The 17,513-nt window shown below is 60.0% G+C and carries 22 protein-coding genes; 13 read left to right on the top strand and 9 right to left on the bottom strand.

The window, feature by feature from the left end:
* Positions 1–24: 24 nt before the first annotated feature.
* On the top strand, positions 25–219 hold the full coding sequence (locus GQF00_RS08555) for a YheV family putative metal-binding protein (RefSeq protein WP_161318738.1): 195 nt from the start codon (positions 25–27) through the stop codon (positions 217–219).
* 145 nt (positions 220–364) lie between these two features.
* Here GQF00_RS08555 and GQF00_RS08550 read toward each other — a convergent pair whose 3' ends face one another.
* Entirely contained in the window at positions 365–1,141 is a 777-nt protein-coding gene (locus tag GQF00_RS08550) for a ferredoxin--NADP reductase (RefSeq protein ID WP_161318737.1), read from the bottom strand.
* Between the two features lie 134 nt (positions 1,142–1,275).
* Between GQF00_RS08550 and GQF00_RS08545 the strand changes: the two genes are divergently transcribed.
* From GQF00_RS08545 to cobS, 3 genes are read left to right on the top strand one after another with little or no spacing between them, the layout of a single operon-like run.
* A complete protein-coding gene (locus GQF00_RS08545) occupies positions 1,276–2,160 on the top strand; it encodes a LysR family transcriptional regulator (RefSeq protein ID WP_161318736.1) in 885 nt (294 codons plus the stop codon).
* On the top strand, positions 2,139–2,669 hold the full coding sequence (locus tag GQF00_RS08540) for a M23 family metallopeptidase (protein ID WP_161318735.1): 531 nt from the start codon (positions 2,139–2,141) through the stop codon (positions 2,667–2,669). The genes GQF00_RS08545 and GQF00_RS08540 overlap by 22 nt, the downstream gene beginning before the upstream one ends.
* Entirely contained in the window at positions 2,666–3,424 is a 759-nt protein-coding gene (gene cobS, locus GQF00_RS08535; protein WP_161318734.1) for an adenosylcobinamide-GDP ribazoletransferase, read from the top strand. Before GQF00_RS08540 ends, cobS begins: the two co-directional genes overlap by 4 nt.
* A 75-nt stretch (positions 3,425–3,499) precedes the next feature.
* On the opposite strand, the gene GQF00_RS08530 is transcribed toward cobS, so the two are convergent.
* Positions 3,500–4,297 (bottom strand): DUF3298 and DUF4163 domain-containing protein, encoded by a 798-nt coding sequence (locus tag GQF00_RS08530; RefSeq protein WP_161318733.1) that lies wholly within the window; start codon positions 4,295–4,297, stop codon positions 3,500–3,502.
* Positions 4,298–4,449: 152 nt separating this feature from the next.
* Here GQF00_RS08530 and GQF00_RS08525 point away from each other — a divergent pair, with 152 nt between their 5' ends.
* The 3 genes from GQF00_RS08525 (at position 4,450) to GQF00_RS08515 (ending at position 5,692) form a co-directional block, all read left to right on the top strand.
* Positions 4,450–4,896: a YtoQ family protein gene (locus GQF00_RS08525; RefSeq protein ID WP_161318732.1), complete on the top strand. Its 447-nt coding sequence runs from the start codon at positions 4,450–4,452 to the stop codon at positions 4,894–4,896.
* Between the two features lie 158 nt (positions 4,897–5,054).
* Positions 5,055–5,249, top strand: a complete 195-nt coding sequence (locus GQF00_RS08520; RefSeq protein ID WP_161318731.1) for a hypothetical protein — start codon at positions 5,055–5,057, stop codon at positions 5,247–5,249.
* An 80-nt stretch (positions 5,250–5,329) separates the two neighbouring features.
* The gene (locus GQF00_RS08515; protein ID WP_161318730.1) at positions 5,330–5,692 is read left to right on the top strand and encodes an STAS/SEC14 domain-containing protein; all 363 of its coding nucleotides are present in this window, start codon (positions 5,330–5,332) and stop codon (positions 5,690–5,692) included.
* 114 nt (positions 5,693–5,806) lie between these two features.
* On the opposite strand, the gene GQF00_RS08510 is transcribed toward GQF00_RS08515, so the two are convergent.
* The 4 genes from GQF00_RS08510 to GQF00_RS08495 form a co-directional block, all read right to left on the bottom strand.
* Positions 5,807–6,232: an SRPBCC family protein gene (locus GQF00_RS08510; RefSeq protein ID WP_161318729.1), complete on the bottom strand. Its 426-nt coding sequence runs from the start codon at positions 6,230–6,232 to the stop codon at positions 5,807–5,809.
* A 14-nt stretch (positions 6,233–6,246) separates the two neighbouring features.
* Positions 6,247–7,137: an NmrA/HSCARG family protein gene (locus GQF00_RS08505; RefSeq protein ID WP_161318728.1), complete on the bottom strand. Its 891-nt coding sequence runs from the start codon at positions 7,135–7,137 to the stop codon at positions 6,247–6,249.
* A 233-nt stretch (positions 7,138–7,370) separates the two neighbouring features.
* Positions 7,371–7,667: a hypothetical protein gene (locus GQF00_RS08500; RefSeq protein WP_161318727.1), complete on the bottom strand. Its 297-nt coding sequence runs from the start codon at positions 7,665–7,667 to the stop codon at positions 7,371–7,373.
* A 70-nt stretch (positions 7,668–7,737) separates the two neighbouring features.
* Complete coding sequence (locus tag GQF00_RS08495) at positions 7,738–8,580, bottom strand: hypothetical protein (protein WP_161318726.1); 843 nt, start codon at positions 8,578–8,580, stop codon at positions 7,738–7,740.
* Positions 8,581–8,704: 124 nt separating this feature from the next.
* Here GQF00_RS08495 and GQF00_RS08490 point away from each other — a divergent pair, with 124 nt between their 5' ends.
* Positions 8,705–9,499 (top strand): transporter substrate-binding domain-containing protein, encoded by a 795-nt coding sequence (locus GQF00_RS08490; protein WP_161318725.1) that lies wholly within the window; start codon positions 8,705–8,707, stop codon positions 9,497–9,499.
* A 156-nt stretch (positions 9,500–9,655) separates the two neighbouring features.
* Here GQF00_RS08490 and recG read toward each other — a convergent pair whose 3' ends face one another.
* The gene (gene recG, locus GQF00_RS08485) at positions 9,656–11,752 is read right to left on the bottom strand and encodes an ATP-dependent DNA helicase RecG (RefSeq protein WP_161318724.1); all 2,097 of its coding nucleotides are present in this window, start codon (positions 11,750–11,752) and stop codon (positions 9,656–9,658) included.
* A gap of 120 nt (positions 11,753–11,872) precedes the next feature.
* Positions 11,873–12,775 (bottom strand): hydrogen peroxide-inducible genes activator, encoded by a 903-nt coding sequence (locus tag GQF00_RS08480; protein WP_161318723.1) that lies wholly within the window; start codon positions 12,773–12,775, stop codon positions 11,873–11,875.
* 214 nt (positions 12,776–12,989) lie between these two features.
* Between GQF00_RS08480 and GQF00_RS08475 the strand changes: the two genes are divergently transcribed.
* The 3 genes from GQF00_RS08475 to GQF00_RS08465 all read left to right on the top strand — a co-directional run bounded on the left by GQF00_RS08475 (position 12,990) and on the right by GQF00_RS08465 (position 16,044).
* A complete protein-coding gene (locus tag GQF00_RS08475) occupies positions 12,990–13,817 on the top strand; it encodes an NAD-dependent epimerase/dehydratase family protein (protein WP_161318722.1) in 828 nt (275 codons plus the stop codon).
* A gap of 585 nt (positions 13,818–14,402) precedes the next feature.
* Positions 14,403–14,894 (top strand): 5-(carboxyamino)imidazole ribonucleotide mutase, encoded by a 492-nt coding sequence (gene purE / locus GQF00_RS08470; RefSeq protein ID WP_161318721.1) that lies wholly within the window; start codon positions 14,403–14,405, stop codon positions 14,892–14,894.
* A gap of 43 nt (positions 14,895–14,937) precedes the next feature.
* Entirely contained in the window at positions 14,938–16,044 is a 1,107-nt protein-coding gene (locus GQF00_RS08465) for a 5-(carboxyamino)imidazole ribonucleotide synthase (protein WP_161318720.1), read from the top strand.
* Positions 16,045–16,156: 112 nt separating this feature from the next.
* Here the strand turns inward: GQF00_RS08465 and GQF00_RS08460 are convergent, their stop codons facing one another.
* Complete coding sequence (locus GQF00_RS08460; protein WP_161318719.1) at positions 16,157–16,609, bottom strand: SRPBCC family protein; 453 nt, start codon at positions 16,607–16,609, stop codon at positions 16,157–16,159.
* A gap of 20 nt (positions 16,610–16,629) precedes the next feature.
* On the opposite strand from GQF00_RS08460, the gene GQF00_RS08455 reads away from it, so the two are divergent.
* Positions 16,630–16,821, top strand: a complete 192-nt coding sequence (locus tag GQF00_RS08455) for a hypothetical protein (protein ID WP_161318718.1) — start codon at positions 16,630–16,632, stop codon at positions 16,819–16,821.
* A 112-nt stretch (positions 16,822–16,933) separates the two neighbouring features.
* Positions 16,934–17,512, top strand: a complete 579-nt coding sequence (locus tag GQF00_RS08450) for a TVP38/TMEM64 family protein (RefSeq protein ID WP_370519473.1) — start codon at positions 16,934–16,936, stop codon at positions 17,510–17,512.
* The last annotated feature ends 1 nt before the right edge of the window (position 17,513 follow it).

Raw genomic sequence — 17,513 nt, 5'->3', positions numbered from 1 at the left:
TCTGTGGTGAAAAAAGGACTAACCATGAAACGCCAGTTTATTGCCGGTGCCACCTGTCCGGAATGTGGGCAGATGGACAAGATACAGCGTGTTATCGACGGCGATCGCCAGTGGATGGAATGCGTGTCCTGCGGTGCAACCAAGAATCTCGACGAAAAACCGGCAGAAGCCATTGATGCGCTTGCCCAGCCGGTGAGCCTGCAACCGCCGAAGAAGTAGCGACAAGCTGGCGCCAGGATTCTGGAATGCAAAAACGCCAGGCTTTCCAAAAGCTGTAGCCGCGTTTTAGCAAGCGATCTTCAGAGTCGGGTAGCCAACAAAAAAAGGGCCGCAGCGACGGCCCTTTTTTGTTGGCTTGCAGCGTTTATTTCTCCACAAACGCCCGTTCGATGACGTACTCACCCAGCACCCCGCCGCGGGTTTCCTTGAAGCCCCAGTTATCCAGAATGTCGGTGGTATCCTTGAGCATGGCAGGGCTGCCGCAGAGCATGAAGCGATCGTTCTCCAGGCTCGGCTTGGGCAGGCCCAGATCGTCGAAAATCTTGCCGCTGGTCATCAGGTCGGTGAGGCGGCCCTGATTGCGGAACGGCTCCCGGGTTACCGTCGGATAGTAGAGCAGCTTGCCCTTCACGAACTCGCCGAAGAACTCATTGTTGGGCAGTTCGTTCTGGATGGTGTCCTGGTAGGCCAGCTCGGAGACATGGCGCACCCCATGGGTAAGGATGACGCGGTCGTACTGATCGTAGACTTCCGGATCCTTGATGATGCTCATGAACGGCGCCAGACCGGTGCCGGTGGACAGCAGCCACAGGTTCTTGCCCGGCAGCAGATGGTCCGCCACCAGGGTGCCGGTGGGCTTGCGGCTCACATAGATCTTGTCGCCCGGCTTGATGTTCTGCAGCTGGGAGGTGAGCGGGCCATCCGGCACCTTGATGCTGAAGAACTCCAGCTCTTCCTCATAGTTGGCGCTGGCAATGGAATAGGCGCGCAGCAGCGGACGGCCATTGTCCTGTTCCAGGCCGATCATGGTGAAGTGGCCATTCTTGAAACGGAAGCCAGAGTCCCGGCTGGTGGTGAAGCTGAACAGGGTATCGTTCCAGTGGCGAACGCTGGTGACGGTTTCGGTATTCAAATTAGACATAGTCAGCTCTGCGCTTATTCCAAAATTCCAGTTGGTGGAAATTTAATCCAATCCTTGTTATCGGTAAAATGGGTAATTACGATATTGTATATCGGCAATGACGATATAGGCGTCAGGCTCGACCGGAGGGAGTCATGAAATTTACCTTGCGCCAGCTCCAGGTGTTCCTGGCCACGGCGCACCACGAGAACATCAGCAAGGCGGCGGCAAGCCTGAGCATGAGCCAGTCTGCGGCGTCCGGGGCGCTCAAGGAGCTGGAGAGCCTGTATGACGTGAAGTTCTTTGAGCGAGCCGGCAAACGTCTCAAGCTCAACGAGCTGGGCCGTCAGTTCTGGCCCCGGGCGGAGGCGCTGCTGGCCCAGGCCAGGGAGCTGGAGGCAGATCTGCAGAGCCACCGGGATCTGGGTCAGCTGAATGTGGGCGCCACCCTGACCATCGGCAACTATCTGGCAGTGGGCATCATGGCCGATTATATGGCCCAGCAGCCCGGTGCCCGGGTGCATCTGGAAGTGGCCAACACCCGTTCCATCGTGGATCGGGTGCTGGCCTTCGAGCTGGACCTGGGGCTGATTGAGGGGGAGTTGAATCATCCGGATCTGGAGCTGCTGCCCTGGCGGGAAGATGAGCTGGTGGTGTTTTGTAGTCCGGATCACCCGTTGGCGGGCAAGTCGTCCCTCACGGATGATGACCTGCGAGAGGCGCAATGGATTGTTCGCGAATCCGGCTCGGGTACCCGCCAGACCTTTGAGCGAGCCCTGCATGGACTGGTGCCAGAGTTGAATCTGGCCCTGGAGCTGGAGCATACCGAGGCCATCAAGCGGGCGGTGGAAGCAGGGCTTGGTATCAGCTGCCTGTCGCGGGTGTGCCTGCGTGAGGCATTTAAACGTGGGTCCCTGGTAGAGCTTGCGGTGCCGCAGCGGGATTTCAGTCGGGATTTTTATTTTGTGCTGCATCGGCAGAAATATCGCAGCCCGGGCATTGAGAGGTGGTTGGAACTATGTCGCGCATCCGCACTGTAGTGCGTCGTTCTTTATGGGTTATGGGTATCGTACTGGTAGCAGGCCTGTTCCTGCCGGAGCGTGGCCAGATGCCCGTGGTGGGCGCCGAGACTGGCGACTGGCACCCGGATACCTTCTGGTATTACCCGTGGGGCCGTTCCGGGGTTCACAAGGGCGTGGATATTTTTGCGCTGAAAGGCACGCCGGTGCTCGCCAGCAGTGGCGGGCTGGTGCTGTTCCGCGGTGAGCTGGCCCGCGGAGGCAAGGTAGTGTTGCTGCTGGGTCCGAAATGGCGGCTGCAGTATTACGCCCATCTTGATCAGACCGTCGGTGATGCGCTGTGGCTAGCAGCGGGAGAGCAGCTGGGTACTGTGGGCGACAGCGGCAATGCGGCGGGCAAGCCGCCGCACCTGCACTATTCGCTGGTGAGTCTGTTGCCGTTGTTCTGGAAGGCGGATGCAGAACCCCAGGGCTGGAAGAAGATGTTCTATCTGGATCCGCTGGCACATTTTCGGGGAGTGGGTGAATGACGCGACCGGCAACCGGCCTGCAACGTGAATGGCAGGCCTTCTGGTTGGCGCTGGGTTTTCTGACCCGGCTTCCCATGTTGGTGAAAGTTGACTATTCCCAGCGATTGATGAACCAGTGCAGTGTCTACTTTCCACTGGTGGGTTTGTTGCTGGGCGCCATTTACGCCGGCCTTTATACCGTATTGTCCGGTTGGTGGTCACCGCTGGTCTGTGTGTTGCTGGTGCTGGCCTTTCATCTGTGGATTACCGGCGCCTTCCATGAGGATGGCATGGCCGATAGCGCGGATGGTCTGGGCGGCGGTTATACAGTGGCGCGGCGCCTGGAGATCATGAAGGACAGTCGCATTGGCACCTATGGGGCGGCGGCCTTGATGCTGGTGTTGTTGCTGAAAGTGGCGCTGCTGACCGAGGTGACACCGGTGTGGCTGGGCTTGCTGCTCGCCCCGGCGGTGAGCCGCCTTGCGCCCCTGTGCCTGATGCGTTGGCTGCCTTATGTGTCCGACCCGGATACCAGCAAGAGTAAGCCGGTGGCAGAAGGATTCAGTGGTCAGCGTTTGCTGGTGGCGGCTGTCGGGGTTGTGATTATGGCAGTGTTGTTTGATGTGCTGTTGCCAGCGCTGATCGCGGTAGTCCTTGTGGCCGCGCTATGGGGCGCCATGCTGAAACGTAGCCTGGGTGGCTATACGGGCGATGCACTGGGGGCCAGTGTGGTGTTGTCGGAGCTGGTGTTTTTGATGTTGCTTGCGGCAGCGTAGAGGTAAAGGGTTTTGAGTTTCGAGGCGCGAGTTTCGAAAGGTTTTGAACTTGGCAACCCGCGCCTCGAAACGCGTTTATTCCGCCGGCAAATATTTCTCCCGCACAATCCCGGTCAGTTTTTCATAGGGTAATGTCAACCGGGGCTGGCCCATTGCGTAGGGGGCAATGTGGTAGACATTGTATTGCAGCACCAGCCCCTTGCCGTTGAAAAACACGTCGTCGGTTTGCTCGAAGGGCCAGCTGTCCCGGAAGTTGTCATCCAGGTCCTGAGTGTCCAGCCAATCCTTGTGGGCTTGTCGTGCCCGGTTCCAGAACGCCTCCTGTTGGCCTGGCACCAGCAGATCATTGAGTTGAAGCCATTGCTGGTTTTCCACGTCCCAGTGGAAGTAGCCCACATTGGGTTGGCCGTGGGCCCCGCCAGTGTATTCGTAGCTTTCCATACTCAGGGTCAGCAGACCATTTTCGCTGCGTTGCTGTTTCACGGTAGCGCTGAGTTCCCAACCTTGCTCAGCGGCCATGGCCATGTCGGCGGCGTCGGCCAGGAAGGCATCGGCCAGGCCTTCGATGCTGCCATCATGAGTGGCGTCACCATCCATCCGCACCAGCATGGAGGCGAGGCGGGTTTCGATGGCCGCGTTGAGTTCGGGCTGGTCTTCATAGTTGACCCAGGCAATATGTACCCGGGGGCAGCCATCCCCTTCACACTGTGGTGCGCTTTTGTTCAGCTCAATGCGGATGCGGGTCAGTTTTCCGTTTGTTTGAGCGGATGGGTTGCTGGTATGGCTGTCGGCCCGGTTTGTGTCGGGCGCTTCGGTATTGTCGCAACCACTCAGCAGCAAAAGGCCAAGCAGAAGCGCCATTGTCATGCGCATGACGTACCCTTCTATAAGGTGGTGAACACGAGTAAAGGCATTTAATGCCAGCGTTTTTGCGTGTTCAAGTTGCCTTTTGCAACCGTGAACAGCAAGCACTATCCTGCACCGGCCCTTCGGGGGTCGCGATTGCTGTCATTGGGAGAAGCGAAATGAGTTTTTGGACTGTTTATCTGTCCGGTGAGATCCACACCGATTGGCGCGAACGGATCATTCAGGGTTGTGCCGAAAAAGAACTGGATATCGAATTTTCCAGTCCGGTCACGGATCATGAAGCCAGCGACAAGGTGGGAGTGAATATTCTGGGCGCAGAAGACAAGCGCTTCTGGGAAGACCGTCTGGGCGCCGGTATCAACGGTATCCGTACCCGCAAGCTGATCGACGAAGCAGATCTGGTGGTGGTTCGTTTCGGCCCCCAGTACAAGCAGTGGAATGCGGCGTTTGACGCGGGCTATACCGCTGCGCTGGGCACACCGATGATCATTCTTCACGATGCAGAACATGACCACCCGCTCAAGGAAGTGGATGCAGCGGCGGATGCCGTGGCCCGCACTCCCGAGCAGGTCGTGGAGATGCTGACCTATATCCTCAAGGCATAAGCCAGACCTTACGGGTGCCCCGTACCGGGGCACTTGCCCTCCTCCTGTGTGCCTTCCCTGTCCCCATTGCTGTTCTTTTACGGTTTTTGCATCCCCGGTGGGAGCGAAATACCGGTTTCTGTTGTCCTATTCCTGACGTTCACAGTTCAGGAGCGAACATGACAAACAAACTACTGGCGGCCGCCACACTGATGCTGGTGACAACGGCATCGGCCTGGGCGGAGTCTGCAGAGGGCGTTACCCGCCTCAGTACCTCTGTCCCGGACAAGGTGGAAGTGAAGCAGGAGGCGAGTACCAGCGAGAGAGAGCGGCAGAGCCACGCGACGAGCGGTCTGGGTGAAAGCGGACAGTAACTGCACAATGCTGAGGTGGCTTTTTCTGCGTAAGAGCCGGGACTCTGGTCCTGTTAACGGGTAAGTGAAGGGAGGATGTCATGCTGACCTTGATTCCGTTTGATGACACCCGCGTCATTGGCGTGCGCATTTCCGGCAAGATCACCCGCCCGGAGTTCGACAGCATGGTGGAGAAGCTGGAGGCGGTGCTGGCGAAGCATGACAAGGTGCGTGTTTATGTGGAGCTTGAGAGCTTCGGTGGCGTGGCCATGGATACGCTGCTGGAAGATCTGAAATTCGGCATTCGTCACTGGAACGACGTGGAGCGTAAGGTGGTTGTGTCCGACGCTGATTGGGTCCGCCGTTTAGGCAGCCTGTCATCCAGACTGTTCAGCAATATTCAGGTGCAGGTGTTCGAAAGAGACCAGATATACCAGGCAAAGGTCTGGATCTGCGAGCCCTGATGCTTTCGATGTATTCAGTGCGAGTGACGAGTTTCGAGTTGCGAAAGGCAACAGGTAAAAAGCAAGCCCCTCAAGGGCGCGACAGATTTTGCTCTTCGAAACTCGTACCTGCACTTACTCCAGCACCGTGGCCAGATTCGCCAGGCAAACACGGTACATTTGCTCCGCCCCCTGCCGTGCCTTCTCCACCTTGTCCTGCGGCGCGTTGCCGCCATTGAAAGTGGCCTGCCAGGTGACAGTGCAGCCCGACGCAGAAGGCGTCACCGTGACGCTCGCCCGGTAATCGGTTTCTTCCCGAACGCCGGGAGCCTGGACGATGCGATAAGCAAAGGTGCGAGCCTGATCATCCAGTGCGGTGAGCGCTTCGATCACCTGGCCGCCGTCCACCGTTGAGACTGTTCGCACGGCCCCCACCCCTTCGCCATCCACGCGGCAACCGGTTACCCCGGGCAGCCAGCTCAAATCGGAGAAATCCCGAATCCGTTGCCATACGGTGTCCGCATTCCGGGTGAAAGTGTGTTCGACGAAAATGGCCGCCATGATCTGCTCCTTGTTTACCCGTGTTGAGCGGCAAGCCGTTGCCGCAGGAAAGTCTCGAATGAGGTGAGGAACGGGAAGTCCTCGCGTACGGCTGCCAGATCGAAACGCCAGCGAACGTTGTTGTTCCAGACATACTGGCGAGCCGCTTCCGCATTGGTCATGCGCAGCGCCCATAGTGGAATACGGAACGGCAGTGGTCGCTTGCCCGTCACTTCCCGGTAGAGGGCTTTCATCTGCGGCACGGTAAGTACATCACTGGCCAGATCCGGTTTACGGCCAATGAACTTGTCCGGGTTGGCAAAGATTTCCGCGCTGGCCCGGGCAATGTCATCCACGGTGACCATGTGAAACGGCACGTCTTTTTTCAGGCAGCCGTCCAGCGTAGCCAGCACCAGGGCCGGGTTGATGGCTTTCTTGCCTTTGTTGCCCATCACCGGTTCGAAAAAATTTTCCATGAAGAACACTTCACGCAACATGGTAAAAGGCAGGCCCAGCTTTTCGATGTGCTGTTCGATTTTCCACTTGCTGGCGAAGTGCAGTACGTTGCCCGCTTCCTCGCAGCCGGCTACCGAGGTCTGCAGGAAATGCTGGACGCCGGCGGCCGCGGCCGCATCGGCCAGGCGAATGCCCTGTTCAATCTCACGCTGATAGCCGACGCCCTTTTCCCAGAAGTTCTGCAGGGCGAAGACCCCGTAGCAGTCCTGGCAGGCCAGCTGCAGGGATACGCTGTCATCCAGATCCCCGGCCACGACCTCTACCCCATTGCGCAGGAGAGCCTGGGCGCCAGGTTTGTCCGGGTTGCGGGTCAGGGCGCGAACGGTAAAGCCCTTCTCAAGCAGCAGGGGAATCAGGGCGCCGCCCTGGGCACCGGTGGCACCGGTCACGAGAATGCGTTTGTCGGTCATGATCTATCCGCTTCAGAACTCACTGGTTCTGCGCAGCATGCCCGTTGTCATGGGCGCCAACAATGACGAAATCCGTCAGGGGAATGGAGGATATGGTGGCGTTAACTGCGTGAGGGGTTCCGTTGCGAGTGACGAGAAGCGAGTTTCGAAAGGCACAGCAAGAGGGGTGATGAGGATAGTTGGAGTTTCAGCTTGCTGAACGAAGGAGGGGGCAAAGGCTTGAGTGTATTGGGTCAGGCTGATCCTGAAACAGAGAGCGGCTGCGCCTCGATTTTAATGGTTTTACATGTGGTGTGTGGCGCCTGCAGCAGCCGCATGCGGACAAAAAAAGAGGGGACTTTCGCCCCCTCGTTGTCTGCCTCTGCATTGTCATCTGCGTCGCTGTCTCGCCAGTCGTCGAAATCATCCAGCGCATTGCGCCAGTCCAGTTTCGGGCGGGTCTGTTTTTTCGGTGGTTGGTGGGCACCGCCCTTGCGCATCAGTGGGTCCATTGCTGCCCAGTTACGCATGGGTTTAGGGGCTGCTGCCATTCTGTAGTTCTCCTGTGATGATGTTGCCCGCACTGGCAGGGGCCGGTGCGGGCGCGCGATCATACGCCGCTTAATGAGTCCAGGACAGATAAAAATGCGCCCCGCTGAGACGGTTGTCATAGCGGAATTTATAGTCGGAGTTGGTTTCGGTAACGTTGAGGCTGTCGCTGGCCAGACCCACGCCGGCACCGAGTCCTTTCCAGATGCGGTACTCCATGCCCACCTCCAGATCCGTGAACAGACCACGCCAGTCATCGAACTCCATATAGAAGCCCTCACCACGCAGATACCAGTGCAGCCTGGGGTTGACCCGGTAGTTAAGCCCAAAGCCCAGCGTTGGCAGAGGCACTGTGGTTTCTGCATTCTCCGTGCGCTGACTGGATGCCGCTCCTCCGGGGGCGTTGAGCACATCCAGGTCTACGCCAAAGCGGGAGACATGCAGCCCGGCGCCGGCCATCAGCTCTACCTTGTTGTTGTGATAGAAGGACCAGTAATAACTGGCCTTGGTGATGTCGTAGTCCAGCGAGCTGGAGACGCGGCTGCCTTCTGCGATGATGGTTTCGTTGCCGTCGGGGGAGACCCAGTCCACATCCGATTCCAGTGTGCGAGTGGCGTTCGAGCCCACGCTGTACCAGGACACCACGACCTGGGACGTGGGACTGAACCGGTAGCGGCCGTTGACCTTGAGTACGGTATTTTCCAGATCCAGCCCGAGGGTATCGGCAGGGCGTATGGCGGCACCGGCGCCTGCGTTGCGGCTAACCAGTGATAGCGTGGTGTCGGCACGAAACACATGGTACCCACCGGCGGAAACGGAAAAGGTTTCCTCCATGGCCCGCTCCTGGGCAAGGGCGGACTGAGTCCCCAGAGCGGAAAACAAAAGCAATGAAAAAGCCTGTCGCAAATGGATCATGATCGTTCCCTGATAACGAATGTTGTCATTATCCTGCACAATCCCTTTTGCTGACGCCACTGGAGTGCTGTGACGTGAATAGCAAGCTGGTAGTCTTGGCTCACTCTATAAAGGATGCAGAGCAATGAAGAAAAGCGGATGGGTACGATGGGGGCAAGCCGGTGTCCTGATGATGTCGGTATTGGTGCTGCTGGCAGGCTGTGTCACCCAGGCGGAGCCCAGGGGTGAGCCATTGCGGGTTGGGGTGATGGCAGACTATCCGCCGATCATTTTCCGTGACGACAGCGGAGAGCTGGCAGGACTGGAAGTGGATTTTGCCCATCAACTGGGTGAGGACCTGAATCGTCCGGTGAGCTTCAGGGAATATTCCCTTGCAGGGTTGTTTGCGGCACTGGAGCAGGGCGAGATCGACATCATCATGTCGGGCATTTCCATCACCCCCCAGCGCCAGCAGCATTACCTGTTCAGCCTGCCTTACACCACCATCGGCCAGATGGCCGTGGTGAGACTGGAGGACGCCGCAAAACTGTCTGCCCCCGGCGTGTTGCTGCGCAGTGATTTCCGTGTGGGGTACAAGACCGGCACCACCGGTGAGGCACTGGTGATGGAGAAGACGGATAACGGGGTGGGCTTTGCCAGTAATGCCGAGGCCATGACCGCCCTGATCGGCGGGCAGGTGGATGCCTTTGTGCATGATGCGCCCACGGTTTGGAACCTGGCCAACAATCCGAAATATCGCTCCGGGCTTCTGGGCCTCTACAAACCCCTTACCTCCGAGCAGCTGGCCTGGGTCATGGCCCCGGAAAACCGACTGTTGAAGGAGCAGGTGGATGCGTCGCTGAAAGCATGGATGAACAATGGGGAACTGATGCGCCTCAAACACAAGTGGATCCCGGTGAAGATTCTGGCGGGGGAATGAACGCCAGATGCCTGGCGCTTAAAGTCAGCGGTGGGAGCTTGCCTGCAAGCGATAGGGCATCGGGTAAGGCTGCATCGCTTGCAGGCAAGCGCTTACAGTAGAGGGCCGCTCTGTGAAGTTGTAGCGTGAGGCTTCAGGGATCCAGCGTCTGGGGTATCAAATATCCGCGTAATCCTGGCCGCCCTTGAGCCAGCGGCGCAGCAGCGGGTCCACAAGGTCCGGGCACTGCTCCATTAACCGGTCCGCCACCTCGCGGGCCGGTTCCATCAACGCCTCGTCACGGACCAGATCCGCAATCCGGAAAGCCAGGTCGCCGGTCTGGCGCGTGCCCAGCCATTCGCCGGGCCCGCGCAGTTTCAGGTCTTCTTCCGCAATCACGAAGCCATCGGTGGTGTCACGCATCACCGCCAGCCGTTTCTTGCCGGTGAGTGACAGCGGGCTCTTGTAGAGCAGCAGGCAGTAACTCTGTTCGCCGCCGCGACCCACCCGGCCGCGTAACTGATGTAGCTGGGCCAGACCCAGTCGTTCGGCATTCTCCATCACCATCAAGGTGGCATTGGGCACATCCACGCCCACCTCGATCACGGTGGTGGCAATCAGCAGGTGCGCTTCGCCACTGGAGAACCGTGCCATCCGTTCGGCTTTTTCCTTTGCCTTCATGCGGCCATGGACCAGCTCTACGTTCAGATCCGGTAGAGCGGCCTGCAGTTCTTCAAAAGTGGCTTCCGCGGCCTGGGCCTGCAGTTCTTCGGATTCTTCGATCAGGGTGCACACCCAGTAGGCTTGGGTGCCGGCCCGGCAGGCATCATTGATGCGCTCGATCACCTGCGGGCGACGGCCTTCCGGCAGCACCAGGGTATCGATGGGCTTGCGTCCCGGGGGCATCTCGTCGATCACTGAGGTATCCAGATCGCCGTAGACGCTCATGGCCAGGGTGCGGGGAATGGGGGTGGCGGTGAGCACCAGTTGATGGGGCACCTGCACACCATGGGGGGTGTCGAAGCGGCCCTTCTCGCGCAGTGCCAGACGTTGCTGTACCCCGAAGCGATGCTGTTCATCAATGATGGTCAGGCCGAGGCGATGGAAGTGCACTGCCTCCTGAAACAGGGCATGGGTGCCCACCACAATCTGTGCCGAACCCTCGGCCAGCGCCGCATTGGTTTCCCGGCGGGCCTTGACGCCCAGACTGCCGGCCAGCCAGTGCACCTCGATGCCCAAGGGGGCCAGCCAGTGACGGAAGTTGTCGCGGTGCTGTTCGGCCAGCAGTTCCGTGGGGGCCATCAGCGCCACCTGATAACCGGCCTCGATAGCGGCCAGCGCGGCAGCGGCGGCGACCAGGGTCTTGCCCGAGCCCACATCGCCTTGCACCAGTCGCAGCATGGGATGAGGTTTGCCCATGTCGCTCATCAGTTCGCCGATCACTCGCTGCTGGGCGCCGGTGAGGGCAAAGGGCAGGCTGGCCTGGAGTTTTTCGAACAGCTGGTTGCCAGCCAGACGCGGAGCATGGAATGCCTTCTGGCCGGCCCGCTTCTGCAGCATGCCCAGTTGGTGGGCCACCATCTCTTCCATGACCAGCCGCTTCACCGCCGGGTGCTTGCCGTCCAGTAGCAGATCCACCGGGTCGTCCGGGCGGGGATTGTGCAGCTTGTGCAGTGCGTCGGTCAGTGAGGGCAGGCCGCTCTGGTCCAGCAGGGCGTGGGGTATCAGTTCCTGGGGCGGGTGGGCCTGCAGATACTGCAGCGCCTGGCTGGTGAGATTGCGCAGGGTTTTCTGGCTGACGCCATCGGTGGTGGGGTACACCGGTGTAAGCGCTTTTTCCAGGGGCGGCAGTGGCTGGCTGCCGTGGGCGATCTGGTATTCCGGGTGGTAGAACTCCAGCCCGGCGGCGCCGGGCCGCGGTTCGCCGTAGACCCGAATGGGACGGCCCCGTTCCAGATTGTTTTTCTGCGCGGCGGTAAAGTGAAAAAAGCGCAGGGTGACCATGCCTGTGCCATCCGCCACCTTGCACAGCAGGGAACGCCGCCGGCCAAACACCACATCCGCGGCCATCACTTCCCCTTCGATTACCACACCGGTTTCCGGACGCAGACTGCCGATGGGGGTAATGCGGGTACGGTCCTCGTAGCGAAACGGCAGATGGAAGAGCAGGTCTTCCAGATTATGCAGCCCCAGCTTGGCCAGCCGCTCAGCCGCAGCCGGCCCTACGCCCTTGAGGCGATGAAGAGGGAGGCTGGAGAGAGAGTCAGTGGCCATGGTTGGGCAACACCGCTGTAGGAGCACCTCTCGAGGTGCGAATCTGGTTCCAGCGTCTTGCCTGGGTAGGGTTCGCACCTCGAGAGGTGCTCCTACAGGGAGAAACGTTCCTGCCCATGGTTATCCTGCCAGCCCTTCCTTGGGCACGGCCTGGCGCAGCACTTCGATGGCCTTGGGGCGCGGGAAACTGTCGCGCCATACCAGGGCGATGGTTCGCGAGGGCACCGGGTCTTCGAATGGACGCACGGTAAAGGTGTCCTTGTCATAGCCATGCTGGTGGAGTGCGGAGTTCGGCAACACCGTGACGCCCAGACCGCCCGCGACCATGTGGCGAAGGGTTTCCAGGGAGCCGCCTTCAATCTGCACCAGGTTGCGCTGGCTCTGGGAATCGATGGCCGGGCACAGTTCCATGACCTGATCGCGGAAGCAGTGGCCCTCGCCAAGCAGCAACAGGGTTTCGTTGAGCAGTTGTTCCGGCGCGATCTTTTTTTGTTTGCTCCAGGGGTGGTCTCCAGGCAGCAGTACCGAAAACGATTCCTCGTACATGCGCGCGCGCACCAGGCCACCACCGGAGAAGGGCAGGGCGACAATAATGGCATCGAGCTCACCGTGCTCCAGCTTGCGGCGCAGCACATGGGTGTAGTTTTCCTCGATGAACAGCGGCATGTCCGGGGCGGCCTTGCGCACCCGCGGGACCATGGTGGGAAACAGATACGGCGCCACGGTAAAGATGGCGCCCACCCGCAGTGGCGAGCCAAGCTGATCCCGTTGGCTCATGGCCATCTGCGACAACAGATCTGCCTGCTCCAGCACTCGCTGCGCCTGGGTAATAATGGGCTCTGCCTGGGGCGTCACCACCACTTCGCGAGGGCGCCGCTCGAACAGCGGCATGCCCAGCTGTTCTTCCAGCTTCTTGATGGCCGCGCTCAACGTTGGCTGACTCACGTTGCAGGCCTGGGCGGCGTGGCCGAAATGGCGCTCGCGGGCCAGGGCGACTAGATAGCGAAGTTCTGTTAGTGTCATAGCGTCGATACGTTAAACCGATGATCTCTGCATTGTGCACCTCCGCAAGGTGTGATGCCAGAGGCGCAAATGATTAATAATGAATAGTTAATAGTGAATAACTCGCGGGCAAGGTGGGCGGAAGCTTCACCTCCAAAGGCCGCGCTTTCATTGTGAAGGTGTTGGCGGCTTTTCGTTATTAATTATTCATTATTAACTATTAATTGGTTTTCAAATGTCTCACATCTTGATTGCCGGTCTGGGTGACCTGGGTACAGGGCTGGCGGAAAAGCTGCTGGCGGATGGTCATCGCGTCAGCGCCATTCGTCGTGGCGATACCTGCCCGGCCGGGGTGGAACTGTATAGCCAGGATCTCACCGCAGGGGCGGCCATGCTGCCGCCGGATCAGGTGGATGTGCTGGTGATCATCATGACGCCGTCTGAATACAGCGAAGAGGGCTACCTGAAGGCCTTCGTGCGCGCGCCGCTGACCTTGCTGGACGCGCTGGCGCAACAGCAGCCTTTGCCACCGGTGGTGTTTGTTTCCAGCAGTGCCGTGTTCGGAGAGCTCAGTGGCCAGGTGGATGAAGCAACCCCCCCCAATCCGGCGCGTTACAACGGCAAGGTGTTGCTGGCGGCGGAAGAGGAAATCAGCGTCCGCGCCATGAGCACGGTGGTGCGCTTCACGGGCATCTATGGGCCGGGTCGTCATCGGCAGATCGACAAGGCCGCACGGCTGGCACGGAGTGAGGAACCCCTGCCAGAGGCCCAGTGGACCAACCGTATTCACCGCGATGATTGCGTTGGCCTGCTGCACAGCGTGGTCAACGGCTGGCTGCAAGGCCGCGAGATGCCGCCATTGGTGGTGGGCACCGACAACGTGGGCGGTCGCAATCTGGATGTGCTGCAGTGGCTGGCCGAGCAGCAGGGGCTGACGCTGGATGTCCCTGACGACGCCCCTGCCGGCAAGCAGGTCAAAAGCCTCTACATTTCCCAGGGGCATTACACCCTTCAGTATCCGGGGTATCAGGACGGCTATGCGCAGGTGCTGGCGGAGCGGTGAGCTACAAGCTTCAAGCTGCAAGCGACAAGGCGCGGGTTGGGGTGGCTGTGCGCTGATATGTTGTGCCCGCGCACCAGCTCGGGTGGCGTGTTGTCCGCCGTGGGAGCTTGCCTGCAAGCGATTACGCACCTTTCCCGTCCTGATTCGCCAGCAGGCTGATTATTCGCTGCGCTCACCCTTCGGGCCAGCCTTCGGCTGTTACCTACGTGAACTCCGGTTCCTACGGTGGGGATAGCAGAAAGTCGCTTCACTCAGTGACCTCTGCACCCTCTGTGGTAAAAAATCGCTTTTGAACGGCCGTCGAACTAAAGCATGGGGCGCGGGCACGGTGCTGAATCCACTTTGGCCTCACCCGCGCCTTGTCGCTTGCAGCTTGCCGCTGCTCTTAAAGCGCATTTCCGGCATTTTCACGCTAAAATCCTCCTCCGGTCGGAGAATGGCCGGAGAATTGGTGGTTTTTTCGCCGATAGACTTGCCTCCGGCGCAGGCATTAGTAAAGTGTGCGCCTCAAATTCTGTCTGTGGCGGTGCCGGGTTACCCCGATGCGCTGCAAATGCCCGTGGTGGGCGCAATGGAGTGAAGTGAATGAGCACACCGGTTGCCGTGGTAATGGGATCCCAGTCCGATTGGGAAACCATGAAAGAAGCCTGTGACGCCCTGACCCAGTTTGGTATTGGCTGGAAGGCCGAGGTGGTCTCTGCCCACCGGACCCCCCAGCGCATGTACGACTTCGCCAAAAGTGCCCACGAAAACGGCTACAAGGTGATTATTGCCGGTGCTGGCGGTGCTGCGCACCTGCCGGGCATGATTGCCTCCCTGACCCCGCTGCCGGTGCTCGGCGTGCCGGTGAAAAGCCGCACTCTCTCCGGCTGGGACAGCCTGCTGTCCATTGTGCAGATGCCCAAGGGCGTGGCCGTGGGCACCCTGGCCATCGGCGCCGCCGGCGCCTGGAACGCCGGTCTGCTCGCTTCGCAGATGCTGGCGTCCGACAATCCCGAGCTGCTCCAGAAGATCGCCGACTGGAAAGCGTCCCGCGCCGATGAGGTGCTGGCCAACGCGGAGCTGGGCCAGGGTTAACCCCTGGTGCAGCGCCTGCCCCTGATCTGTTAACGGACCTGCTATGAATCGCGTACTCGTTCTCGGTGGTGGCCAGCTTGGCCTGATGATGGCGGAAGCCGCAGCCCGGTTGGGCCTGGTGGTGGATCGTTACGACCCGGAGCGCGCCCTGCTGCTGCCGGGCACCTCGGACCTGGCGGTGCCGATCAGCTGGGAAGAGTGTCAGGAACGCTACCCGGTGATCACCGTGGAACGCGAAGCCTTCCCGGAAGAGGGGCTGTCTGCGGATCTGGCGAAAAGCGATCGCTGCGTGGCCCGCGGTGCCCTGTCAGTGATCCCGGACCGTTTCACCCAGAAGTCCATGCTCGACAAGCTGGGTATCCCTACTGCCCCCTGGGTGACCCTGGACAAGGTCGAAGACCTGCAGGGCGCCGTGGAGCAATTTGGTGGCGTGGTGGTGAAGGCCCGCAGTGGCGGTTACGACGGCCGCGGCACCTGGATTGTGGGCGAGGGAGGCGATTTGTCCGCCGTGCCCACTGCCGAGTTGGCCGGCAAGGCCATCGTGGAGAAGAAGATTCCCTTCCGTCGCGAGCTGTCCATCGTTGGCGCGCGTAGCATCAGTGGCGAAACCCTGTTTTACCCACTCACCCGCAACTGGCACGTGGACGGCATCCTGCGCCTGAGCCTGGCCCCGGCCAACGCCTGTGCTGACTTGCAGAAACCGGCGGAGCAGATGCTCAAGGGCATCATGGAAGAACTGGACTATGCCGGCGTCATGGCGGTGGAGTTCTTCGAGGTGGATGGTCAGCTGATGGTCAACGAGATCGCCCCGCGGGTACACAACTCCGGCCACTGGACCCACGAAGGCGCGGACTGGTCCCAGTTCGACCTGCACGTCCACGCCCTGGCCGGCGTGCCGCTGCATGCCCTCAACGTCCACGGCCCCTCCGCCATGGTCAACCTGATTGGCACCCCCTTCGAAAACGCCTGGCTGCAACACCCCGGTGTGGTGCACTGGTATGGCAAGAGCGTACGCCCGGGCCGCAAGGTGGGCCACGCCAACCTGGTTGCAGATACTCTGGCCGGCCTGCGCAAGGGGCTGGATGCCTGGGCCGACGTTCTGCCCGCAGGTTATCAGGACTTGCTCGACTCCGAACTGAAACTCGGCTGAACCGCCGCTGGGCAAAGCCGCTGCAGGCGAAAACCGGCCTGGTTTGGTGGGCGAGGAAAGGTGGCGCCAAGGCCTGGACCGGTTGCGGCGCCAGGGTTTTCTCAACCCGTCCCTACCCCTCAATTTTCCTTTTCAAATTCCCCAGCGCCACTGCGGATGTGGCGCGCATCTGCCGTTTCAGTGCGGGCAATAGCAGCCGGGTGGGCCAGCGCACGTCAAAGGTCAGCGTTCGTTGGAAACGGGCCTGCTTGCCCTCCGCTGTCAGCTCATAGCGAATCACCAGCCAACCATCCCCCGTATCACCGCGTACTTGCCAATGCCGGTGGGGTTCACTGGCTTCCACCACATAGTGAGTCTGCCGTTTCATCCGTGGTGGTAGCGGTGCCAGGGGCTGTACTTCGATGACTTCATCAAAAACGTCGCCCGCTTGCAGGCGTTCCACCTCCGCTTTTGCGGAGCGGGAATTGGGGTGCCATTCATGCCATCGCCAGGGCTGAGTGACATATTCAAAAACCGTTTGGCAGGGCGCGGCGATCAGTATCTGGTTGGTCAGAGTGACGGGCATGGGAGTCTCAGGTTGTTGTTATGGAGCTTAGTGTCGAATTGCCGGAAACCACTTTCAAGGCGCGAGGCGCTGGCCGGCAGGTAGCGGCGCCAAAGTGTGTCGGCGACTCCGGACGAAGTGGCAGCGGTGAGAGCGTCAAGCTGTGGTCTCAGTCTGAGAACCCGGCCATGCACGATGTCCTCGGCAAGTTGGTTCAGCCGCAGGTCTGGTGACCGTGCCCGGCGCACGTTTCAATTTGAAACGTGCCACTGCCTTCTCTTCACGGTAATTACCGGGGCGAATGGTCTAAACTATCCCCATCACCCATTTTCAGGATTTGCCATCGTGTCGCTTGCGCTATCGCTAACCCGTTACCGTCGTCTGATCATGCTGGTCATGATCATTGCCCTGGTGTTGATCGCCGTGGAGATGACCGGCCTGCGGGAGCAATTGTCCGTGTCATTCCTGCGCGAGAATCTGGAGGCCAACCCGGTCACCGGAATGGTGATTTTCGTGCTGGTGTTTGTGGTGGGCAATCTAATCCAGTTGCCTGGCTGGATCTTCCTGGTGGCGGCGATTCTGGCATTGGGCACCGTCATGGGTGGGGTGGTGACTTATATAGCCGCAGTGACCTCGTGCCTGGTGACCTTTGCCCTGGTGCGCGGATTGGGCGGGAACGCACTGAGAGAAATCAAAAGCCCCCTGGCACAGAAAATTCTCGCCCGACTGGATACCCACCCGGTGCGAAGTGTGACCGTGATGCGCATGCTCTTTCAGACCATGCCGGCACTCAACTACACCCTGGCGCTCAGCGGCGTTCCACTGCGCCCCTATGTGATCGGCACCCTGCTCGGCCTGCCGTTTCCGATCACGCTTTACTGTCTGTTCTTCGACCGGATTCTGTTGCTGTTGCCGATCGGGTAGA

Origin of the sequence: Alcanivorax sp. DP30 (assembly GCF_009882945.1) — a bacterium.
Classification (GTDB): domain Bacteria; phylum Pseudomonadota; class Gammaproteobacteria; order Pseudomonadales; family Alcanivoracaceae; genus Alcanivorax.
This window is presented reverse-complemented; position numbering and strand designations above follow the sequence as displayed.